This window comes from Mycobacterium vicinigordonae (assembly GCF_013466425.1).
In the GTDB taxonomy this organism is placed as follows: Bacteria; Actinomycetota; Actinomycetes; order Mycobacteriales; family Mycobacteriaceae; genus Mycobacterium; species Mycobacterium vicinigordonae.
Window position 1 is genome coordinate 2976981 of record NZ_CP059165.1, and the last position, 18586, is coordinate 2995566.

19 protein-coding genes, 1 tRNA gene and 1 pseudogene are annotated in these 18586 nt (G+C 64.5%); 18 read left to right on the forward strand and 3 right to left on the reverse strand.

Annotated elements, in window-relative coordinates:
* Positions 1-35: 35 nt before the first annotated feature.
* The 5 genes from steA (at position 36) to xerD (ending at position 5634) form a co-directional block, all read left to right on the forward strand.
* On the forward strand, positions 36-1217 hold the full coding sequence (gene steA, locus H0P51_RS13460; RefSeq protein WP_180918520.1) for a putative cytokinetic ring protein SteA: 1182 nt from the start codon (positions 36-38) through the stop codon (positions 1215-1217).
* A 22-nt stretch (positions 1218-1239) separates the two neighbouring features.
* Entirely contained in the window at positions 1240-2184 is a 945-nt protein-coding gene (locus tag H0P51_RS13465) for a copper transporter (RefSeq protein WP_180918521.1), read from the forward strand.
* Between the two features lie 117 nt (positions 2185-2301).
* On the forward strand, positions 2302-4077 hold the full coding sequence (gene pyrG / locus H0P51_RS13470; protein ID WP_180918949.1) for a CTP synthase: 1776 nt from the start codon (positions 2302-2304) through the stop codon (positions 4075-4077).
* A complete protein-coding gene (locus tag H0P51_RS13475) occupies positions 4070-4693 on the forward strand; it encodes an NUDIX domain-containing protein (protein ID WP_180918522.1) in 624 nt (207 codons plus the stop codon). The genes pyrG and H0P51_RS13475 overlap by 8 nt, the downstream gene beginning before the upstream one ends.
* An 8-nt stretch (positions 4694-4701) precedes the next feature.
* On the forward strand, positions 4702-5634 hold the full coding sequence (gene xerD / locus H0P51_RS13480; RefSeq protein ID WP_180918950.1) for a site-specific tyrosine recombinase XerD: 933 nt from the start codon (positions 4702-4704) through the stop codon (positions 5632-5634).
* An 11-nt stretch (positions 5635-5645) separates the two neighbouring features.
* On the opposite strand, the gene H0P51_RS13485 is transcribed toward xerD, so the two are convergent.
* Complete coding sequence (locus H0P51_RS13485; protein ID WP_180918523.1) at positions 5646-6398, reverse strand: O-methyltransferase; 753 nt, start codon at positions 6396-6398, stop codon at positions 5646-5648.
* A 135-nt stretch (positions 6399-6533) separates the two neighbouring features.
* Between H0P51_RS13485 and H0P51_RS13490 the strand changes: the two genes are divergently transcribed.
* From H0P51_RS13490 to H0P51_RS13520, 7 genes are all read left to right on the forward strand, one after another.
* A complete protein-coding gene (locus H0P51_RS13490) occupies positions 6534-7397 on the forward strand; it encodes a ParA family protein (protein ID WP_180918524.1) in 864 nt (287 codons plus the stop codon).
* The gene (locus H0P51_RS13495) at positions 7394-8191 is read left to right on the forward strand and encodes a segregation/condensation protein A (RefSeq protein ID WP_246398628.1); all 798 of its coding nucleotides are present in this window, start codon (positions 7394-7396) and stop codon (positions 8189-8191) included. The genes H0P51_RS13490 and H0P51_RS13495 overlap by 4 nt, the downstream gene beginning before the upstream one ends.
* Complete coding sequence (gene scpB, locus H0P51_RS13500) at positions 8192-8884, forward strand: SMC-Scp complex subunit ScpB (RefSeq protein WP_180918525.1); 693 nt, start codon at positions 8192-8194, stop codon at positions 8882-8884. It abuts the gene before it with no gap.
* Entirely contained in the window at positions 8884-9636 is a 753-nt protein-coding gene (locus tag H0P51_RS13505) for a pseudouridine synthase (RefSeq protein WP_180918526.1), read from the forward strand. The genes scpB and H0P51_RS13505 overlap by 1 nt, the downstream gene beginning before the upstream one ends.
* Before the next feature lie 5 nt (positions 9637-9641).
* A complete protein-coding gene (gene cmk / locus H0P51_RS13510) occupies positions 9642-10316 on the forward strand; it encodes a (d)CMP kinase (RefSeq protein ID WP_180918952.1) in 675 nt (224 codons plus the stop codon).
* The gene (gene der, locus H0P51_RS13515; RefSeq protein ID WP_180918527.1) at positions 10313-11713 is read left to right on the forward strand and encodes a ribosome biogenesis GTPase Der; all 1401 of its coding nucleotides are present in this window, start codon (positions 10313-10315) and stop codon (positions 11711-11713) included. Before cmk ends, der begins: the two co-directional genes overlap by 4 nt.
* A 176-nt stretch (positions 11714-11889) precedes the next feature.
* Positions 11890-11963: transfer RNA gene (locus H0P51_RS13520), tRNA-Pro, on the forward strand.
* Between the two features lie 78 nt (positions 11964-12041).
* On the opposite strand, the gene H0P51_RS13525 is transcribed toward H0P51_RS13520, so the two are convergent.
* Positions 12042-12332, reverse strand: a complete 291-nt coding sequence (locus H0P51_RS13525; RefSeq protein WP_246398631.1) for a hypothetical protein — start codon at positions 12330-12332, stop codon at positions 12042-12044.
* Between the two features lie 556 nt (positions 12333-12888).
* Between H0P51_RS13525 and H0P51_RS13530 the strand changes: the two genes are divergently transcribed.
* Both H0P51_RS13530 and H0P51_RS13535 read left to right on the forward strand, forming a co-directional pair.
* Complete coding sequence (locus H0P51_RS13530; protein WP_246398802.1) at positions 12889-13035, forward strand: excalibur calcium-binding domain-containing protein; 147 nt, start codon at positions 12889-12891, stop codon at positions 13033-13035.
* A gap of 152 nt (positions 13036-13187) precedes the next feature.
* Positions 13188-14012: a class I SAM-dependent methyltransferase gene (locus tag H0P51_RS13535; RefSeq protein ID WP_246398633.1), complete on the forward strand. Its 825-nt coding sequence runs from the start codon at positions 13188-13190 to the stop codon at positions 14010-14012.
* Positions 14013-14017: 5 nt separating this feature from the next.
* Here the strand turns inward: H0P51_RS13535 and H0P51_RS29235 are convergent.
* A pseudogene (locus tag H0P51_RS29235) lies at positions 14018-14147 on the reverse strand (NAD(P)H-quinone oxidoreductase); the annotation flags it as partial.
* Positions 14148-14202: 55 nt separating this feature from the next.
* On the opposite strand from H0P51_RS29235, the gene H0P51_RS13540 reads away from it, so the two are divergent.
* From H0P51_RS13540 to H0P51_RS13555, 4 genes are all read left to right on the forward strand, one after another.
* Positions 14203-14688: a pyridoxamine 5'-phosphate oxidase family protein gene (locus tag H0P51_RS13540; RefSeq protein ID WP_180918953.1), complete on the forward strand. Its 486-nt coding sequence runs from the start codon at positions 14203-14205 to the stop codon at positions 14686-14688.
* 117 nt (positions 14689-14805) lie between these two features.
* Positions 14806-16149, forward strand: coding sequence for a phosphatase PAP2 family protein (locus tag H0P51_RS13545; RefSeq protein WP_180918954.1), 1344 nt, complete (start codon positions 14806-14808; stop codon positions 16147-16149).
* 555 nt (positions 16150-16704) lie between these two features.
* Positions 16705-17865 (forward strand): iron-containing alcohol dehydrogenase, encoded by a 1161-nt coding sequence (locus tag H0P51_RS13550; protein WP_180918530.1) that lies wholly within the window; start codon positions 16705-16707, stop codon positions 17863-17865.
* Between the two features lie 113 nt (positions 17866-17978).
* Positions 17979-18476, forward strand: coding sequence for a nitroreductase/quinone reductase family protein (locus tag H0P51_RS13555; protein WP_180918531.1), 498 nt, complete (start codon positions 17979-17981; stop codon positions 18474-18476).
* The last annotated feature ends 110 nt before the right edge of the window (positions 18477-18586 follow it).

Consider the following 18586-nt stretch of genomic DNA (forward strand, 5'->3'; position numbering starts at 1 on the left):
GGTCAGACCGCGCTTCGCCGACAGAATCTGCTCCCATGAAGATGTCAGCGCTGCTATCTCGCAACAGCGACCGGCCGGGTCTGATCGGCACCGCCCGCGTCGACCGGAACATTGACCGACTGCTGCGCCGGGTGTGCCCCGGCGACATCGTGGTCCTTGACATCCTCGATCTAGATCGCATCACCGCCGACGCATTGGTCGAAGCCGACATCGCCGCCGTGGTCAACGCCTCTCCGTCCGTCTCAGGCCGCTACCCCAACCTGGGTCCGGAGGTGCTGGTCAACAACGGGGTCACCCTGATCGACGAGACCGGGCCCGAGATCTTCAAGAAGGTCAAGGACGGCGCCAAAATCCGCCTGCACGAAGGGGGCGTGTACTCCGGTGACCGCCGGCTCATCCGCGGCACCGAACGTACCGACCACGACATCGCCGACCTGATGCGCGAGGCCAAGAGTGGCCTGGCCGCTCACCTGGAGGCCTTCGCCGGGAACACGATTGAATTCATTCGCAGTGAGAGCCCGCTGCTGATCGACGGAATCGGCATCCCCGACATCGACGTCGACATGCGCCGCCGGCACGTGGTGATCGTCTCCGAGGAGCCCAGTGCCGCTGAGGATCTCAAAGCCCTCAAGCCTTTCATCAAGGAGTACCAGCCGGTGCTCGTCGGGGTCGGTCAGGGCGCCGACGTCCTGCGCAAGGCAGGCTATCGGCCGCAGCTGATCGTCGGCGATCCCGACCAGATCAGCACTGAAGTGCTCAAGTGTGGCGCCCAGGTGGTTTTGCCCGCCGACGCCGACGGGCACGCGCCCGGCCTGGAACGCATCCAGGACCTCGGAGTGGGAGCGATGACATTCCCCGCGGCCGGGTCCGCGACCGATTTGGCACTGTTGCTCGCCGACCACCACGGAGCGGCCCTGCTGGTCACTGTCGGCCACACCGCCAACATCGAGACATTCTTCGACCGCACCCGCTCGCAGAGCAACCCGTCGACCTTCCTTACCCGGCTGCGGGTGGGGGAGAAGCTGGTCGACGCCAAGGCGGTCGCGACCTTGTATCGCAACCACATTTCGGCAGGCGCCATCGCGCTGCTGGCGCTGACCATGCTGATCGCTATCGTCGTGGTGCTGTGGGTGTCGCGAACCGACGGCGTGGTGGTGCACTGGATCGTCGACTACTGGAACCAATTCACTTTGTGGATCCAGCATTTGGTGTCGTAACCCTCGCTAGAACGGTGTGCTCATGATCTCGTTACGCCAACATGCGATCTCCTTGGCTGCGGTATTTCTTGCCCTTGCCATCGGGGTAGTGCTGGGTTCGGGCTTCTTCTCCGACACCGTGCTGTCCAGCCTGCGCAATGAAAAGCGGGATTTGGCATCACAAATCAGCGGGCTCACCGACCAGCGCAACGCTTTGAACGAGAAGCTCAGTGCGGCTAACAATTTTGATGCTCAGGTGCTTGGCCGGATCGTTCACGAAGCGTTGGCGGGTAAGACCGTGGTCATTTTCCGCACTCCCGACGCCCACGACGACGACGTCGCAGCGGTGTCGAAAATCGTTGGACAGGCAGGTGGTTCGGTCACCGCAACCGTGGTGCTGACCCACGAATTCGTCGAAGCCAACTCCGGGGAGAAACTACGCACGGTGGTCAACTCGACTGTCCTGCCCGCGGGTGCCCAACTGAGCACCAAGCTGGTAGACCAGGGTTCACAGGCCGGTGACCTGCTCGGGATTGCGCTGTTGACCACCGGCAAGCCCGAGGCGCCACAGGTCGACGACGCCCAGCGCGACACGGTGCTGGGCGCGCTGCGCGAGACCGGCTTCATCACCTACCAGCCCAACGAGCACATCGGAACGGCAAACGCCGCGATCGTCGTCACGGGCGGCGGGTTGCCCGCTGATGGTGGCAACCAGGGCGTCACTGTGGCACGGTTCACCGCGGCGCTGGCGCCGCGCGGCTCGGGCGCGGTGTTGGCCGGCCGCGACGGTTCGGCCTCCGGCAGCGCGGCGGTGGCTGTGGCCCGCGCGGATAGCGCCATGGCGGGTGCGATCAGCACGGTCGACGACGTGAACGCCGAGTCCGGCCGCATCACCGCCATTCTGGCCCTGCACGAGCTGGTCGGCGGTGCGCATCCCGGCCATTACGGCACCGGACACGGTGCGACGGCAGTGACCGTTCCCCAGTAGGGCGTGTTCGCCGCGGCGAGAGCCGGTGGATGTTAGGGTGGGTTTCCGTGGGTCGGCAGGCCCAGCTCGTTGATTTTCCTGCAAAATGCCCTGCCCGTCTTCACGGAGGTCGCCCAGTTGCGCAAGCATCCGCAAACCGCCACCAAGCACCTCTTCGTCAGCGGTGGTGTCGCCTCCTCGCTGGGCAAGGGCCTGACCGCTAGTAGCCTCGGCCAATTGCTGACCGCACGCGGTTTGTACGTCACGATGCAAAAGCTGGACCCGTACCTCAATGTCGACCCAGGCACCATGAACCCGTTCCAGCACGGCGAGGTTTTCGTCACCGAGGACGGCGCCGAAACCGACCTCGACGTCGGTCATTACGAGCGGTTCCTGGATCGCGACCTGTCCGGGTCGGCGAATGTCACGACCGGTCAGGTGTATTCGACGGTGATCGCCAAGGAGCGTCGCGGCGAATACCTCGGCGACACCGTGCAGGTGATCCCGCACATCACCGACGAAATCAAGCGCCGCATTCTGGCGATGGCCGAGCCCGACGCCGAGGGCAATCGTCCCGACGTCGTCATCACCGAGATCGGCGGCACGGTCGGCGATATCGAGTCGCAACCGTTCTTGGAGGCGGCACGCCAGGTCCGTCACTATCTGGGTCGCGACGATGTGTTCTTCCTGCACGTGTCGTTGGTACCGTACCTGGCGCCGTCCGGCGAGCTTAAGACCAAGCCGACGCAGCACTCGGTGGCGGCGCTGCGCAGCATCGGTATCAGCCCGGACGCGCTGATACTACGGTGTGACCGCGACGTCCCCGAAGCATTGAAAAACAAAATCGCCCTGATGTGTGACGTCGACATCGACGGCGTCATCTCAACCCCGGACGCACCCTCGATCTACGACATTCCCAAGGTGCTGCACCGTGAGGAACTGGACGCATTCGTCGTCCGCCGACTCAACTTGCCATTCCGGGACGTCGACTGGACGGAGTGGGACGACCTGCTGCGCCGTGTGCACGAGCCGCACGAGACGGTGCGAATCGCGTTGGTGGGCAAGTATGTGGAACTTTCCGACGCCTACCTGTCAGTCAGCGAAGCCCTGCGGGCGGGCGGGTTCAGGCACCGGTCGAAGGTCGAAATCCGTTGGGTGGCTTCGGATGACTGCGAGACGCCCAGTGGTGCGGCTGCCGCGCTCGGCGACGTGCACGGGGTGCTGATCCCCGGCGGCTTCGGGATCCGCGGCATTGAGGGGAAAATCGGCGCCATCCGGCACGCGCGGGCGCGCGGTATCCCGGTGCTTGGCTTGTGTCTCGGCCTGCAGTGCATCGTGATCGAGGCGGCGCGATCGGTTGGCCTGACCGAGGCCAATTCCGCCGAATTCGAACCGGACACACCGGATCCGGTGATCTCCACCATGGCCGACCAAGAGCATATCGTGGCCGGGCAGGCTGACCTGGGCGGCACCATGCGACTGGGCGCCTACCCCGCGGTGCTGGAGCCGGATTCCATTGTGGCCCAGGCGTATGGGACAACCGAGGTATCCGAACGACACCGGCACCGCTATGAAGTGAACAACAGTTACCGGGAGCAGATCGCGCAAAGTGGCCTGCGGTTCTCCGGTACCTCACCTGACGGCCATCTGGTCGAATTCGTCGAATACCCGGCCGATCAGCACCCGTTCGTTGTCGGCACCCAGGCCCACCCGGAGTTGAAAAGCCGCCCCACCCGGCCGCATCCGTTGTTCGTCGCATTCGTCAAGGCGGCAATCGACTACCAGGCGGGTGAACTGCTGCCCGTCGAGATACCGGAAGTCCCCGATCAACCTCCACCCAACGGCACCGAGCATAGAGGCGGTGCCGGTTCGGTGGTCGCGCAGTCGCTGCCCGAGCCCGTCACCCGTGGCTGAGCACGACTTCGAGACGGTATCGTCCGAAACCCTTTATCAGGGAGCAATTTTCGCGCTGCGCCGAGACCAGGTGCGGATGCCCGGCGGCAATATCGCCAAGCGGGAGGTTCTCGAACACTACGGTGCGGTCGCCGTAGTCGCGATGGACGACGACCACAACATCGCCATGGTCTACCAGTACCGCCACACTGCCCAGCGGCGGCTGTGGGAGCTGCCCGCCGGCTTGCTCGATGCAGCTGGCGAGCCCGCCCCCGTGACTGCCGCCAGGGAGTTGAAAGAGGAGGTCGGCCTGCAGGCCGGTACCTGGCAGATGCTGGTGGACATCCAGACCGCCCCCGGCTACAGCGACGAATCGGTGCGCATCTATCTGGCTACCGATCTCACCGACGTCGGTCGGCCAGAAGCGCACGACGAGGAAGCCGACATGACGATGCGGTGGTTCGCCCTCGACGATGCGGTGCAGCGAGTGCTCAGTGGTGAGTTCGTCAATTCCATTGCGGTTGCTGGGATTCTGGCTACCTATGCGGTGACCAGCGGATTGGCGCCGGCACGCGCGGTGGACAGCCCGTGGATCGACAAGCCGTCGGCGTTCGCGAAGCGCAAGGCTGGGCAGTGACGACGGCGCTGACGCTCGACGCGCAGCTGCAGGGCTATCTCGATCATCTGACGATCGAGCGCGGCGTCGCGGCCAACACGTTGAGCTCTTACCGCCGAGACCTGCGCCGCTACTCAAAACACTTGGAGGAGCGTGGTATTCACGATCTGGCACAGGTCGGCGAGCAGGATGTCAGCGAGTTCCTGGTGGCGCTGCGACGTGGCGATCCTGAGGCTGGGGCGGCGGCGCTGTCGGCTGTTTCGGCTGCGCGCGCGCTGATCGCGGTGCGCGGCCTGCACCGCTTCGCCGCCGCCGAAGGTCTTGCTGAGGTCGACGTGGCGCGCTCGGTGCGTCCGCCGACCCCGGGCCGGCGGTTACCGAAGAGCTTGACCATCGACCAGGTGCTGGCCCTGCTGGAGGCTGCCGGTGGCGAGGACGCCGCCGATGGCCCGTTGACTCTGCGGAATCGGGCGTTGCTGGAACTGCTGTACTCCACCGGGTCGCGGATCTCCGAAGCCGTGGGTTTGGACGTCGACGACATTGACACGCAGGCCCGCTCGGTGTTGTTGCGCGGCAAGGGTGGTAAACAACGGCTGGTTCCGATCGGACGCCCGGCGGTGCAGGCGCTGGACGCGTACCTGGTCCGCGGTCGCCCGGATCTGGCGCGGCGCGGCCGCGGAACCCCGGCGATCTTCCTCAATGCCAGGGGGGGTCGATTGTCCCGGCAGAGCGCGTGGCAGGTGCTGCAGGACGCCGCTGAACGTGCCGGCATCACTTCAGGTGTGTCGCCGCACATGCTGCGGCATTCGTTCGCCACCCATCTGCTCGAAGGCGGCGCCGACGTCCGCGTGGTGCAGGAGTTACTGGGCCATGCGTCGGTGACTACTACGCAGATCTACACGCTGGTCACTGTGCACGCGCTGCGCGAAGTGTGGGCGGGGGCGCACCCTCGCGCGCATTAGCGTGTGGGGATCTAACCCAGGTAGTCCGATTCCAGCACCAAATCGGACATCAGCGACTGGTATTCGAGGTGGGTCTTGTGCTCCACGGTCTGCCAGGTCTTGCCTTGCTGCTCATGCATGTAGGCGCGGTACTTGGGTGCGCCCGGCACCTTAATGTTGTCGGCCACCACGATCGAACCCGGGTGCAGCCAGCCGCGCTCCATGATGCTTAGCAGATCATCGAGGTAAGCGGCCTTGTCGTGATCGATGAATACGAAATCCAGGCTGGCGGAATCAAATCCGTGCTCATTGGCCAGCGTGTCCAGTGTGCGTCCGCCGTCGCCGATGGTGCCGACCACGCAGGTGATGCGCTCGCTTAGGCCGGCATGCACCCAGATCCGGCGGGCGTTGGCCGCGTTGGCTTCGGAGAACTCAACGGAGTACACCTTCGCCTTCGGAGCGGCGCGGGCGATCCGCATGGCGCCGTATCCGACATATGTGCCCAATTCGAGCGCCAGCGCCGGATCAGCCCGACGTACCGCCGTGTCGAGCAGTTCCCCTTTCTCGTCACCAACGTTGATCAGCATCGACTTCTCGTAGGCGAACTTGTCGATGGTGGCCAGCACGTCGTCGACATCGCCCGCCTTGGCGTTCTTGAGCACATAGTCGACGGCGGCGGCTTCGCGTCCATCGCCCCACTGGCCGGTGTTCTTGAACGATCTGGCGCCGAGCCCCATCCGCAGGAGAGACCATCCCAGGGTTGGTAGGCGCGATATGAGACCCATCGGTGCCACCTTACGCAGCGCGGGAAAAACCGGGTCTGGCAGTTGCCTGCGGGTCGCCATACGCAGGCGGGCGCAGCCGTTACACTTTCCTGCGATGTCCCAGCAGACGCCCTTCACCAGCCGTCGCGACCGGGCATGACCGACGCACCGGACAGTGGCCCGGAGCTCGGCCTCACCGGCCGGCCGGCGCGGGCGATTCCCGAGCCTGCGCCGCTGACCGGCCATGGCCCGGCCAAGGTCGTCGCCATGTGTAACCAGAAGGGCGGCGTCGGCAAGACCACCTCGACGATCAACCTGGGTGCGGCCCTGGCCGAATACGGTCGGCGCGTGCTGCTGGTGGACATGGACCCGCAGGGCGCGCTGTCTGCCGGGTTGGGCGTTCCGCACTACGAGCTGGAAAAGACCATCCACAACGTGCTGGTCGAACCGCGGGTGTCGATCGATGACGTGCTGCTCCACACCAGGGTCAAGAACCTGGACTTGGTCCCGAGCAATATCGATCTGTCCGCCGCCGAAATTCAGCTGGTGAACGAGGTGGGTCGCGAACAGACTCTGGGCCGGGCACTGTATCCGTTGCTGGACCGCTACGACTACGTGCTGATTGACTGCCAACCGTCGCTAGGCCTGCTCACGGTCAACGGGCTGGCCTGCGCCGAAGGTGTGGTCATTCCGACGGAGTGCGAGTTCTTCTCGCTGCGCGGGCTGGCGCTGCTGACCGACACCGTCGACAAGGTGCGCGACCGGCTCAACCCGAAACTGGACATCAGCGGGATTCTGATCACCCGCTACGACCCGCGGACCGTCAATTCGCGCGAAGTGATGGCCCGCGTCGTCGAGCGGTTCGGTGATCTAGTGTTCGACACCGTGATCACCCGCACCGTGCGCTTCCCGGAGACCAGCGTCGCCGGAGAACCAATCACCACCTGGGCGCCCCGATCCACCGGCGCCATCGCGTATCGGGCGCTGGCGCGCGAGTTCATCGACCGATTCGGCGTGTGAACGCCGCACCCGAGAGTGGCTTCCAGGTCCGGCTGACCAATTTCGAGGGTCCGTTCGACCTGCTGCTGCAACTCATCTTCGCGCATCGGCTCGACGTGACCGAGGTGGCATTGCACCAGGTCACCGATGATTTCATTGCGTACACCAAGGCGATCGGCGCGCAATTGGACCTCGATGAAACCACGGCGTTCCTGGTGGTGGCGGCCACGCTGCTGGACTTGAAGGCCGCCCGGCTGCTGCCCGCCGGCCAGGTTGACGACGAGGACGACCTGGCTCTGCTGGAGGTGCGCGACCTGCTGTTCGCCCGGCTGCTGCAGTATCGGGCGTTCAAGCACGTTGCGGAGATGTTCGCGGAATTGGAGGCGACCGCGCTGCGCAGCTATCCGCGCTCGGTGTCGCTGGAGGAGCGCTTTGACGGCCTGCTGCCCGAGGTGATGATCGGGGTCGACGCCGCGCGCTTCGCCGAGATCGCCGCGATCGCATTCACCCCGCGCCCGGTACCCACGGTGGGCGTCGGGCACCTGCACGCCCAGTCGGTGTCGGTGCCCGAGCAGGCCAGGCACATTTTGGCGTTGTTGGAGACTCGCGGCAGCGGCCAGTGGGCTTCGTTTTCCGAGCTGGTGGCCGACTGTACGGTGCCGGTCGAGATCGTCGGGCGCTTCCTGGCGCTGCTCGAACTGTATCGGTCCCGGACGGTAGCATTCGACCAGTCCGAGCCCCTTGGCATGCTCCAGGTGTCGTGGACCGGGGAACGACCAACCAGCCAATCGCTGCTAGAAGTGCGAGACGAGTAAGTGACCGAAGACATGCCAGATGGGCTAGATGCTGGCATCGCCGATATCGCCGAGCCCGCGGAGCTGGATCCCGAAGAATTGGGCCGGGTCCTTGAGTCGCTGCTGCTGGTGGTGGACTCCCCGGTGACCGCCGAGGTGCTGGCCACTGTGATCGAGCGACCGGTTCGCCGGGTCGCGGAGAAGCTGCAGCAGATGTCCGAGGAACTCGCCGCTCGCGATAGCGGCATCGACCTGCGGCAGAACGGCGAGGGATGGCGGCTTTACACCCGGGCCCGGTTCGCGCCCTACGTGGAGAAGCTGCTGCTGGACGGCGCCCGGACCAAGCTGACTCGCGCGGCGCTGGAAACGCTGGCAGTGGTGGCCTATCGTCAGCCGGTGACGCGTGCGCGGGTCAGCGCCGTGCGTGGTGTCAACGTCGATGCGGTGATGCGGACCTTGCTGGCGCGCGGCCTGATCACCGAGGTCGGCAACGACGAAGACAGCGGGGCGGTGACGTTCGCCACCACCGAATTGTTTCTGGAGCGGCTGGGCCTGGACTCTTTGTCGTCATTGCCCGACATTGCGCCGCTGCTCCCCGACGTCGACACGATCGACGATCTCAGCGAATCCCTGGACAGCGAGCCACGCTTCATCAAGCTGGCCGGAGGTCAGCTGGCCGATTCGGCGGCGACGTTCGACGTGGACCATGACTGATGGTCGAATTCGATGAGCCGCAGGGAACCCGGCTGCAAAAGGTGTTGTCCCAGGCCGGAATTGCGTCGCGTCGGGCGGCGGAGAAGTTGATCGTCGAGGGTCGCGTCGAGGTGGACGGGCAGGTGGTGACCGAGCTGGGTACCCGGGTCGATCCCGACGCATCGGTGATCCGGGTCGACGGTGCCAGGGTGGTACTCGACGACTCGCTGGTCTACCTGGCGCTGAACAAACCGCGCGGCATGCACTCAACCATGTCGGACGATCGCGGCCGGCCGTGCATCGGCGACCTGATAGAGCGAAAAGTCCGGGGCAACAAGAAACTTTTTCACGTCGGCCGGTTGGACGCCGACACCGAGGGGCTGATCCTGCTGACCAACGACGGTGAGCTGGCGCACCGGTTGATGCATCCGTCCCACGAGGTGCCGAAGACCTATCTCGCGACGGTGACGGGTTCGGTACCGCGCGGGTTGGGTAAGCAACTGCGCGCCGGTATCGAATTGGAAGACGGGCCGGTGCGGGTCGACGACTTCGCGTTGGTGGACTCGATTCCCGGCAAGACGTTGGTGCGAGTGACACTGCACGAGGGACGCAACCGGATCGTGCGCCGGATGTTGGCCGCGGTGGGATTTCCGGTGGAAGCGTTGGTGCGCACCGATATTGGGGCGGTGACGCTGGGCAAGCAACGGCCGGGTTCGGTGCGTGCACTGCGCCACGACGAGATCGGGAAGCTGTACCAGGCGGTTGGGCTGTGACCGGCATGGTGATAGCGATCGACGGTCCGGCTGGAACCGGAAAATCTTCGGTGTCAAGGGGATTGGCCCGCATTCTGGGAGCACGCTTCCTTGACACCGGGGCGATGTACAGGATGGTGACGCTCGCCGCGCTGCGGGCCGGTGTCGACCCGTCCGATGCCGAGGCCGTCTCGGCATGTGCCGCTGACGTGCAGATCTCGATGGGATACGACCCCGATGTCAGCAGCTTTCAGCTTGGCGGAGAGGATGTTTCGGCACAGATCCGCGGTGACGAGGTCACCCAGGCGGTGTCCGCGGTGTCGGCGGTGCCTACGGTGCGAACGCGGTTGGTCGACATCCAACGGGAGTTGTCACAGGGTGCCGCGCCGATTGTCGTGGAGGGCCGCGACATCGGTACCGTGGTGTTTCCCGATGCGCCGGTGAAGATTTACCTCACCGCATCGGCGGAGACACGTGCGCAACGCCGTAACGCCCAGAATGTCAGGGCCGGATTCCCCGACGACTACGAGGCGGTGCTGGCCGACGTGCGCCGCCGCGACTATCTGGACTCGACTCGGGCAGTGTCGCCGTTGCGGGCAGCCGCGGATGCAATCGTCGTCGACACTGGCGACATGACCGAAGCGCAAGTGATCGCCCACTTGCAGAAGTTGGTCACCCAGAGAAGTGAGGCGGTACGGTGACCGAAGATGGCACATGGTCTGACGAAAGCGACTGGGAATTAACTGATTCCGGGCTGGATGATTCGGGGGAGGCGGGTCCGGCGCCGGTCGTGGCCATCGTCGGACGACCCAACGTCGGCAAGTCGACTCTGGTCAACCGGATCATCGGCCGGCGAGAGGCCGTTGTGCAGGACGTGCCCGGCGTCACCCGCGACCGAGTTTCCTACGACGCGCTGTGGACCGGCCGCCGATTCGTCGTGCAAGACACTGGGGGGTGGGAACCCGACGCCAAGGGCCTGCAGCAACTGGTGGCCGAACAGGCGTCGGTGGCGATGCGTACCGCCGACGCGGTGATCCTGGTGGTCGATGCCACCGTGGGCGCCACCACGGCTGACGAGGCCGCAGCCCGGATCCTGCTGCGTTCTGGCAAGCCAGTGTTCTTGGCCGCCAACAAGGTTGACAGTGAGCGGGTGGAAGCGGATGCGGCCGAGCTGTGGTCGCTGGGGCTGGGGGAGCCGTACGCGATTAGTGCCATGCATGGGCGTGGAGTGGCCGATTTGCTCGATGCGGTGCTCGACGCGCTGCCCGAAGTGGGGGAGTCGGCGTCGGGACCGGGCGGTCCGCGGCGGGTGGCGCTGGTCGGTAAACCTAATGTCGGCAAGAGTTCGCTGCTGAACAAGCTGGCCGGCGACCAGCGGTCGGTGGTGCACGACGCCGCCGGCACCACCGTGGACCCGGTGGACTCGCTCATCGAGCTGGACGGCAAGGTGTGGCGCTTCGTGGACACCGCGGGGCTGCGCCGCAAAGTCGGCCAGGCTAGCGGGCATGAGTTCTATGCCTCCGTGCGCACCCACGGTGCCATTGACGCTGCCGAAGTGGTGATCGTGCTGATCGATGCGTCCCAGCCGCTTACGGAGCAGGATCTGCGGGTGCTGTCGATGGTGATCGAGGCTGGACGGGCGCTAGTGCTGGCCTACAACAAATGGGACCTGGTCGACGAGGACCGCCGCGATTTGCTGGACCGTGAAATCGACCGCGAGCTGGTTCAGGTGCGCTGGGCGCAGCGGGTCAACATCTCGGCCAAGACGGGCCGGGCGGTGCAGAAGCTCGTGCCGGCGATGGAGAATGCCCTGGCCTCCTGGGATACCCGGATCGCGACCGGGCCGCTCAACACATGGATCAAAGAAGTGGTCGCCGCAACGCCGCCCCCGGTGCGTGGTGGCAAGCAGCCCCGCATCCTGTTTGCGACGCAGGCTACCGCGCGGCCGCCGACATTCGTGTTGTTCACCTCCGGTTTCCTGGAGGCCGGATATCGGCGCTTCTTGGAGCGGCGGCTACGCGAGACGTTTGGATTCGAGGGCAGCCCGATCCGGATCAATGTGCGGGTTCGGGAGAAGCGGGGCGCGCGGCGCCGCTGACGGGCCCATTCTTGAAGCGGTTGGGTTCGACTAGCGCGCACGGGCGTGGGGTGGATCTTTCACAAGTTTGTTTTCGTGCGAGCTCGGCGCACTCGCCGACGAAGTGAATGCCTGGTTCGGGAGGAGGGTCTCGCTACGGTAGGCTTTCGGACTGCTGCCGTTATCCGCGGTGGCATCGGGCTGTGGCGCAGTTTGGTAGCGCACTTGACTGGGGGTCAAGTGGTCGCAGGTTCAAATCCTGTCAGCCCGACGCAGGCCAGAACATGTTTTTGCACTACAACCTTTTCTGCAGGCCAATCATCGGGAGCGGATGTGAGCGTCCCGCTGCCTAGCTGCGTGGAGGTGAGTCCTTCTCCAACTGATGGATTGCCCCGACTCCTGCGTTGACCCACGTTCGGTAGCCGAGGGGGATCTTCCAGCCGCCGCGCCGGGCGATGCGGTTCACTAGGGGGTCAGACAGGCTGCGCGTCAGCGGTTTCCATGCGTCGATGACGGTGGCAGACAGCGTGTCGCCGACCTTGCCGGTGACACCGTCCGAGGTCACCTCCCGCATATCGATGGATACCGTGTGCAGTGGAACCCGCCTGCCCTGTGAGTGCGAACCCGCTGAGATCTGCACATGAAGCACAACCTGGCGGCTTGACCCCGACAGTGTGAAGACATAGCCGCTCAGGGGTTCGGGGTCGCCGAAGGTGCCAAGCGCTACATGGCCTCTCACAATGGCGGCCAGGTCTTCCGGTGATCCTTCCCACTGTTGATACTCCGGTGTTTCCAGTCTTGTATTCCTAGGGCTGACCCTAAAGTTGTCAGCAGCGCGCCGGATCCACTCGGGGGACTCTCCCGCAGCTACCCAGATCCCACTCAGCGACGCATCGGCAGCCCAGGCAGGCCGCAGTCGTGGGATGGATGTCACGGCTTCGGAGAGTAGATGTCCCCGGGTGCTCTAGGGAGAGAACTCTTTCAGGAAGTGCGCATTACCGGATTTGTAGGAGTAACGATCAGCAAACTGCCGGGATCGAATGCTCGTCGTGCGCGCAGTTCCATTGACTTTGCCGATTCCGGCTCGAAAGCGACGCGTTCGTCGTAATCTGCCTGACGCACAGGAAGGAAAGTTTATGGCTGTTCGCATCCTGCTGGCCGCACTGGCCGCTATCGGTGTGTTTGGTGTCGGAGTGATGGCTGCACCTGCACAGGCAGATCCGCCCTACGCCAATTGCAAGGCGGCGGCGAAAGAGGGGCGTTACAACATACCCAGGGGCGACCCCGCGTACGGGGCGTGGCTAGACCGAGACAATGATGGAATCGCCTGCGAATCCCGGTGAATTCTCACTGCTGACCCCAAATGGCAGGTTGGCAATGATCCTTTATTGACGGACTAGAATTAACCCCTCTGGCCGGTTATTGAAGTTTTTTCGACGGTGCTGGCGGGTGCACATTAAGTTAGGGCACCCTAAGGTAGGGTCGCAGTGTGGGTATGTCAATCGAGCTGGGTGAGATCCAAGAAACGCTACTGATTCCGTTGTACGGACGGGCCCTGGACGCCCAGAACAGACGCAGTGTGCTCGGTGACCGGCGGGCGGCTGAGTTTGTTGAGGCGATCGATTACGACTTCGCGAAATTCTCCGGTCCGTCGTTGGCCGGTTCGGTGCTGCGGGCCTCGATCTTCGACGGCTACGTCGAGGCGTTCCTGCAGCAACACCCATCCGCCACGGTGGTCGATGTGGGGTGCGGGTTGTCGACGCGTTTCGATCGTCTCGACAACGGCGTGGTGCGTTGGTTTGACATCGATCTCGAGGACACCATGGCTTTACGTCATCGGTTCTTCGAAGAACACGATCGCTACACCATGATCACCGCGTCAATCTTCGGTACCGACTGGTATGACGTCGTCCGTCCAGAACCGGATATCCCTGTGTTGCTGCTGAGTGAAGCGGTCCTGCTGTACTTTCCCGAGTCTGAAGTCAGAGCCGTCCTGGCCCGGCTGGCCGACGCTTTCCGTGGTTGTCGCATCGCCTTCGACACCGCCGGTCCGGTCATGATGAACAACCAGGACCGCAATCCCGTGTTCAAAGCCGTCACCGCGCGGATGCAGTGGACCTGTGCGGACCCGGCTCAGTTGCAGACACTGGGGCTGCGGCTGCGTGAGTCGCGGACGTTCGCCTCTCCGCCGCCGCATGTCGGGCGGCGCTGGCCGGCCAAATACCGTTATGGGCTCAAGCTGTTGGGCTGGGCGCCACCGGTCTCGACGTACAAGATGAACCTCTTCGACACCCAGGGTGCCCTACCGCCGCAATGGTGACGACGTCAGGCTTCTCGCACGGTCAGCAGTCCCTTTCCTTCCCTCTGGGAGGGAGTCCAGCAGCCTGTGCGCCTCTGCTGCATTGGTAATCGGGATTTTGGCTTCGACGGCTGACACTACGGCGCACTCAGCGATGGCCTCCGGCAGCGCAGCTTTCCTCGGGGCTCGATTGGGTAAGACTACAAGCGTGATGAACGCACACGAGCTTGCCGCCGAGCTCGGCCAACCCGGCGCCCAGGACCTGCTCTCCGGGTCCATGGCCCGGCTCGCCTACAACGGAGCCGACGGCTTCCCCCGAGTCGTGCCCGTGGGGTTTCACTGGACCGGCGACCGAGTCGTCGTCTCCACCGCACCGACCTCCCCGAAGGCCCGCGCGCTTGCGTCCCGCCCTCAGGTTGCCCTGACCATCGACGGCGGCTCCACACCGGAGGAGGCGAAGGCACTCTTGATGCGTGGTATCGCGTCACTCGACACCGTTGACGGCGTCACCGAGGAATACCTGACGGCGGCGAGAGCCTCGATGGAGGAACCGGAACTCGCCGAGTTCGAACGCAACGTCAAGGCGACGTACCCGCAGATGACACGGATCTGCATCGAACCGATCTGGGCGCGGTTTTACGACTTCGGTGCCGGCCGGTTGCCCGCCTTCCTAAAGAAGCTGGTCGACGAGCCATAGTGGGCCGCCGCCGACACACCGGCACGGCGATCCTGAGGATTTCTTGCCTCAGACGTACGTTCGACACCTAAAATTTTGCGGGTGTTCACCGACGAACTACGACGAGTGCCGGCGCGGATGCCACTGAGCCGCACCTGGCCGGCGATCGCCGTCGCGGCCATTGTCGTAGTACTCGTCGTGTTACAGCTTGCCGCGAACAGGCTCGCGTTTCAGGGACCGTTGCACAGCTTGGTTAGCGACTACGTCGCCACCCCAAAGTCGGCCACGGTGCCGTGGGTCGGCTTGGGTCTGGCGATGGCCGGACTATCCACCAGGCCGCGGATCGTCGCCCTGTCAGCGGCAGCCTGCCTGGACCTCCTCTTCGCCGCGACCAGAATCGCTCGGGGCGAACTGTTGACTGTAGGTAATGGACCGCTGATCGTGCTCACCGTGCTGGCTTTCGTCGGAGCACGGCGGTGGCTCAAGGGTGGATCCACTACCGCCTATCGGGGCGTCGCGTTCGGCCTGCTGCTCGTTATTGCGACTAAAGTCGGCGACGCCTGGTTGCGGATCACCGCGCTTACCCGCCCGAAGGTCTTCGACGAATACGCATTGCTCGCCGATCACGCACTGGCGCAACCATCTTGGCTATTTGGCCGCCTTATCAGCGCCGGCGGCCCGGTGCTGGGCGGTGGGCTGCACTGGGTGTACATCGAATTGCCGCTCGCGGCGCTGGTGGTCGCCATCTATCAGCTGCGCAACGTGTCCGCGGCCGGCTGGCCGCGCCACTTCCTCGTGCCAACCTTTCTGCTGCTCGGGCTGCTCGGACCGGTGATTTACGTGCTGTTCCCATTGGTCGGCCCAGAGTTCGCGTTTGGCGGTGCTGGCGGAGGCTTTCAGGTAGGCAATTACTGGCCACACGCGCTGCCGCCGATTGACCTGTCGCCCAGACCCGTTGGCTTCGACGGCCAAACTCCGCGTAACTGCATGCCGTCGATGCACACGGCGTGGGCGCTGGCGGTCTTCCTCCATTCTCGCGGCGGGCCACGGTGGCTACGGGCGGGCGGCACGGTCTGGCTGGTCTGCACTATCGCGGCAACCCTCGGTTTCGGCTACCACTACGGCGTCGATCTGGTGGCGGGGGCGCTGTTGTGCTTGACGGCGGAGGCGGTGCTGCGCGAACCGTTGCGCGGCCGGATCTGGTCGCGGACGGCAGTGATCCTTGCCGGCGGGGTGCTCTTGGCGGTGCTGTTGCTGAGCTGTCGCTATTTTGCGGAGGCCATGGCACGCAACGCCCTGCTCACCGGCCCGCTGATAGTCGGCACGATGGCCGCCTTCATCGCCGCCTTCTACGCGACCTATTTCGCCCGACCGGCTGCGCGGTCAGCAGCCACGACGTTGTCCGTGCGTGACACCATCGCGGCGGCCATGATGCCCGCGGAGGGCACCTTCGGACCCGAGACGGAGCCGAGTCGCGCGTAAGGGTCTTAGGGGATGGGGAACGAATTCGGTTTCGGAATGCAGGCACCTCGAATACAGCCCAACACCCCGCGTTCATGATTGGGATCCCATGTCGGGCGCGGTTGCTGACATGCACCTCCCTGGCAGGGAACGCCAGGACCGGGGGGATCGGCGTGGGCCACTGGTGCGAACAGCAGCGCCAGCGCACCCAGCAGTCCTGCCAGCCTTACCTTGAGTGCGATGATGACCGCCTCCTCGACGTGCGACACTGCGTGATTTCCATTACGACGATAGCGCTGCGCAGCTCATCGTGCTGGCTGGGTTGATGAAGCAGTTGCAATGCAACGCAATTGGAACAGGCTCACGGCGCGGCCGTGGGCCAACTCGAGCGCGCCCAAAAGAGCCCAGGTAGACACTCAGATCAGGCTGTCGGCCACACCGCCGGTTGTCGCCAGGCGAGCCGCCCTATTCTGTTACTGCTAGCCGCGAAGGGCGTTCCGATAGGGAAAGCGGCGCCGACTGGCAGGCGGAGACCCCGGGGAGCCGGTGCCGCCGAGCGAAAGGTTTTGAGGACGGTTGTCGGTACTGATTTCGTTTCCCCGTCAGGTTCGCATCGGACCGGGCGCGATCAAGGAACTAGGCGAGGTATTGCGCGGCCTGCGGTTGCGCCGCCCGATGCTGGTGACAGATGCGTTCCTGGTCAGCACCGGCTTGGCAGCACGAGTCGTCACGTTGCTCGGCGAATCGGACTTGACCCCCGCCGTGTTCGACCGCACCGTAGCCGATCCCACCACCGCCTCGCTTGCGGACGGGGTCGCGGCAGTACACGCACACCAGGCCGATTGCCTGATCGGCTTGGGTGGCGGCAGCCCCATGGACTCGGCGAAAGCGCTTGCGGTGCTTGCCCATCAGGGCGGGCCGATGCGCAAGTTCAAGGCGCCCAACAGCTACTCGGGGCCGGCGCTGCCGGTGATTGCAGTGCCTACTACGGCGGGAAGTGGCTCGGAGGCAACGCAATTCACGGTGATCAGCGACAGCGACACCAGCGAGAAGATGCTCTGCACCGGTCTGTCGTTCCTGCCGGTGGCCGCGATCGTCGACTTCGAACTAACCATATCGATGCCGCCGCGGTTGACCGCCGACACCGGGGTTGACGCCCTGACCCACGCGGTGGAGGCGTACGTGAGTCGCAAAGCGAACCCGGTCAGCGACAGCCTCGCTCTCTCCGCAATCCGGCTTATCGCCGGCAACCTCAAGCGGGCTTACCGCGACGGCTCGGATGCCGCGGCGCGGGAGGCGATGATGCTTGCCTCGACGCAGGCCGGGATGGCCTTCTCGAACTCCAGCGTCGCGCTGGTGCACGGGATGAGCCGTCCAATTGGCGCACATTTCCAGGTAGCACACGGGTTGTCGAACGCCATGCTGTTCCCGGCCGTCACGCAGTTTTCGGTGTCCGGAGCGCCGAAACGGTATGCCGAGTGCGGACGCGCTTTCGGAGTGGCCGGTGCCGATACAAGCGACTCGGTGGCCGCCGAGGTACTGGTGGAAGCGCTGATTGAGTTGTGTGCCGAACTCGAAGTTCCCACCCCTCGGTCCTACGGCATCGACCCGCACGACTGGGAGTCGCTGACGCCATTAATGGCTCAGCAGGCGATGGCTTCCGGGTCGCCGGCCAACAACCCCGTTGTCCCGACCGCGCAGCAAATCGAAGCGATCTACGCGGGCGTGTACGGGTGATGTATAAGACGAGTGAGCTCGGCGAGTTTACGTAGTCGCTGTGGTGGGCATTTCGTCGCCATCGGGCGGCCAGTAGGGTCGCTGGAGCCATCGATAGCCGAAGGGAATGGTTCATGGGTGACGTTGATGCCGCGACGATTCGCGCAGAACGCAGCGACTGGATGAAAGAGCATCTGGCGATGTACCTCGATTCCGGCGGTGCGAAGGGACACATCGTCGACCTCAGCGCGATCGGCGGTCGCGAGATGACCACGCACTGTCTGATCCGGTACCGAGGGCGAAAGTCCGGCAGTACCTACATCAAGCCGCTCATCTACGGCAATGTCGGCGGCGAGATCGTGATCGTAGCGTCCAAGGGCGGCGCCGACACGCACCCGGAGTGGTATCTGAACATCGTCGCCAGCAAGACCATCGACGTACAGATCGCGACTCAGGCGTTCGAGGCCACCTGGCGCGAACCGGAAGCCACTGAGCGCCACGATGTGTGGGAGTACATGTGCCACCTGTATCCGCCGTACGTGTCCTATCAGCGGTCGACGAGCCGACACATCCCGCTGGTGATGCTGAAGGCGGTGCGACCGCTCGCAGTCTTCACGCAGACACCCGACTAATGCACCGGATTGGCTTACCAGCCAGGTGCGCCGCCGACCAATCCGGCAAAGCCCTGATATCCTAATTCTCTGAATCATCTCTATTCATTATCGGTCGAGCTTGGATGCGA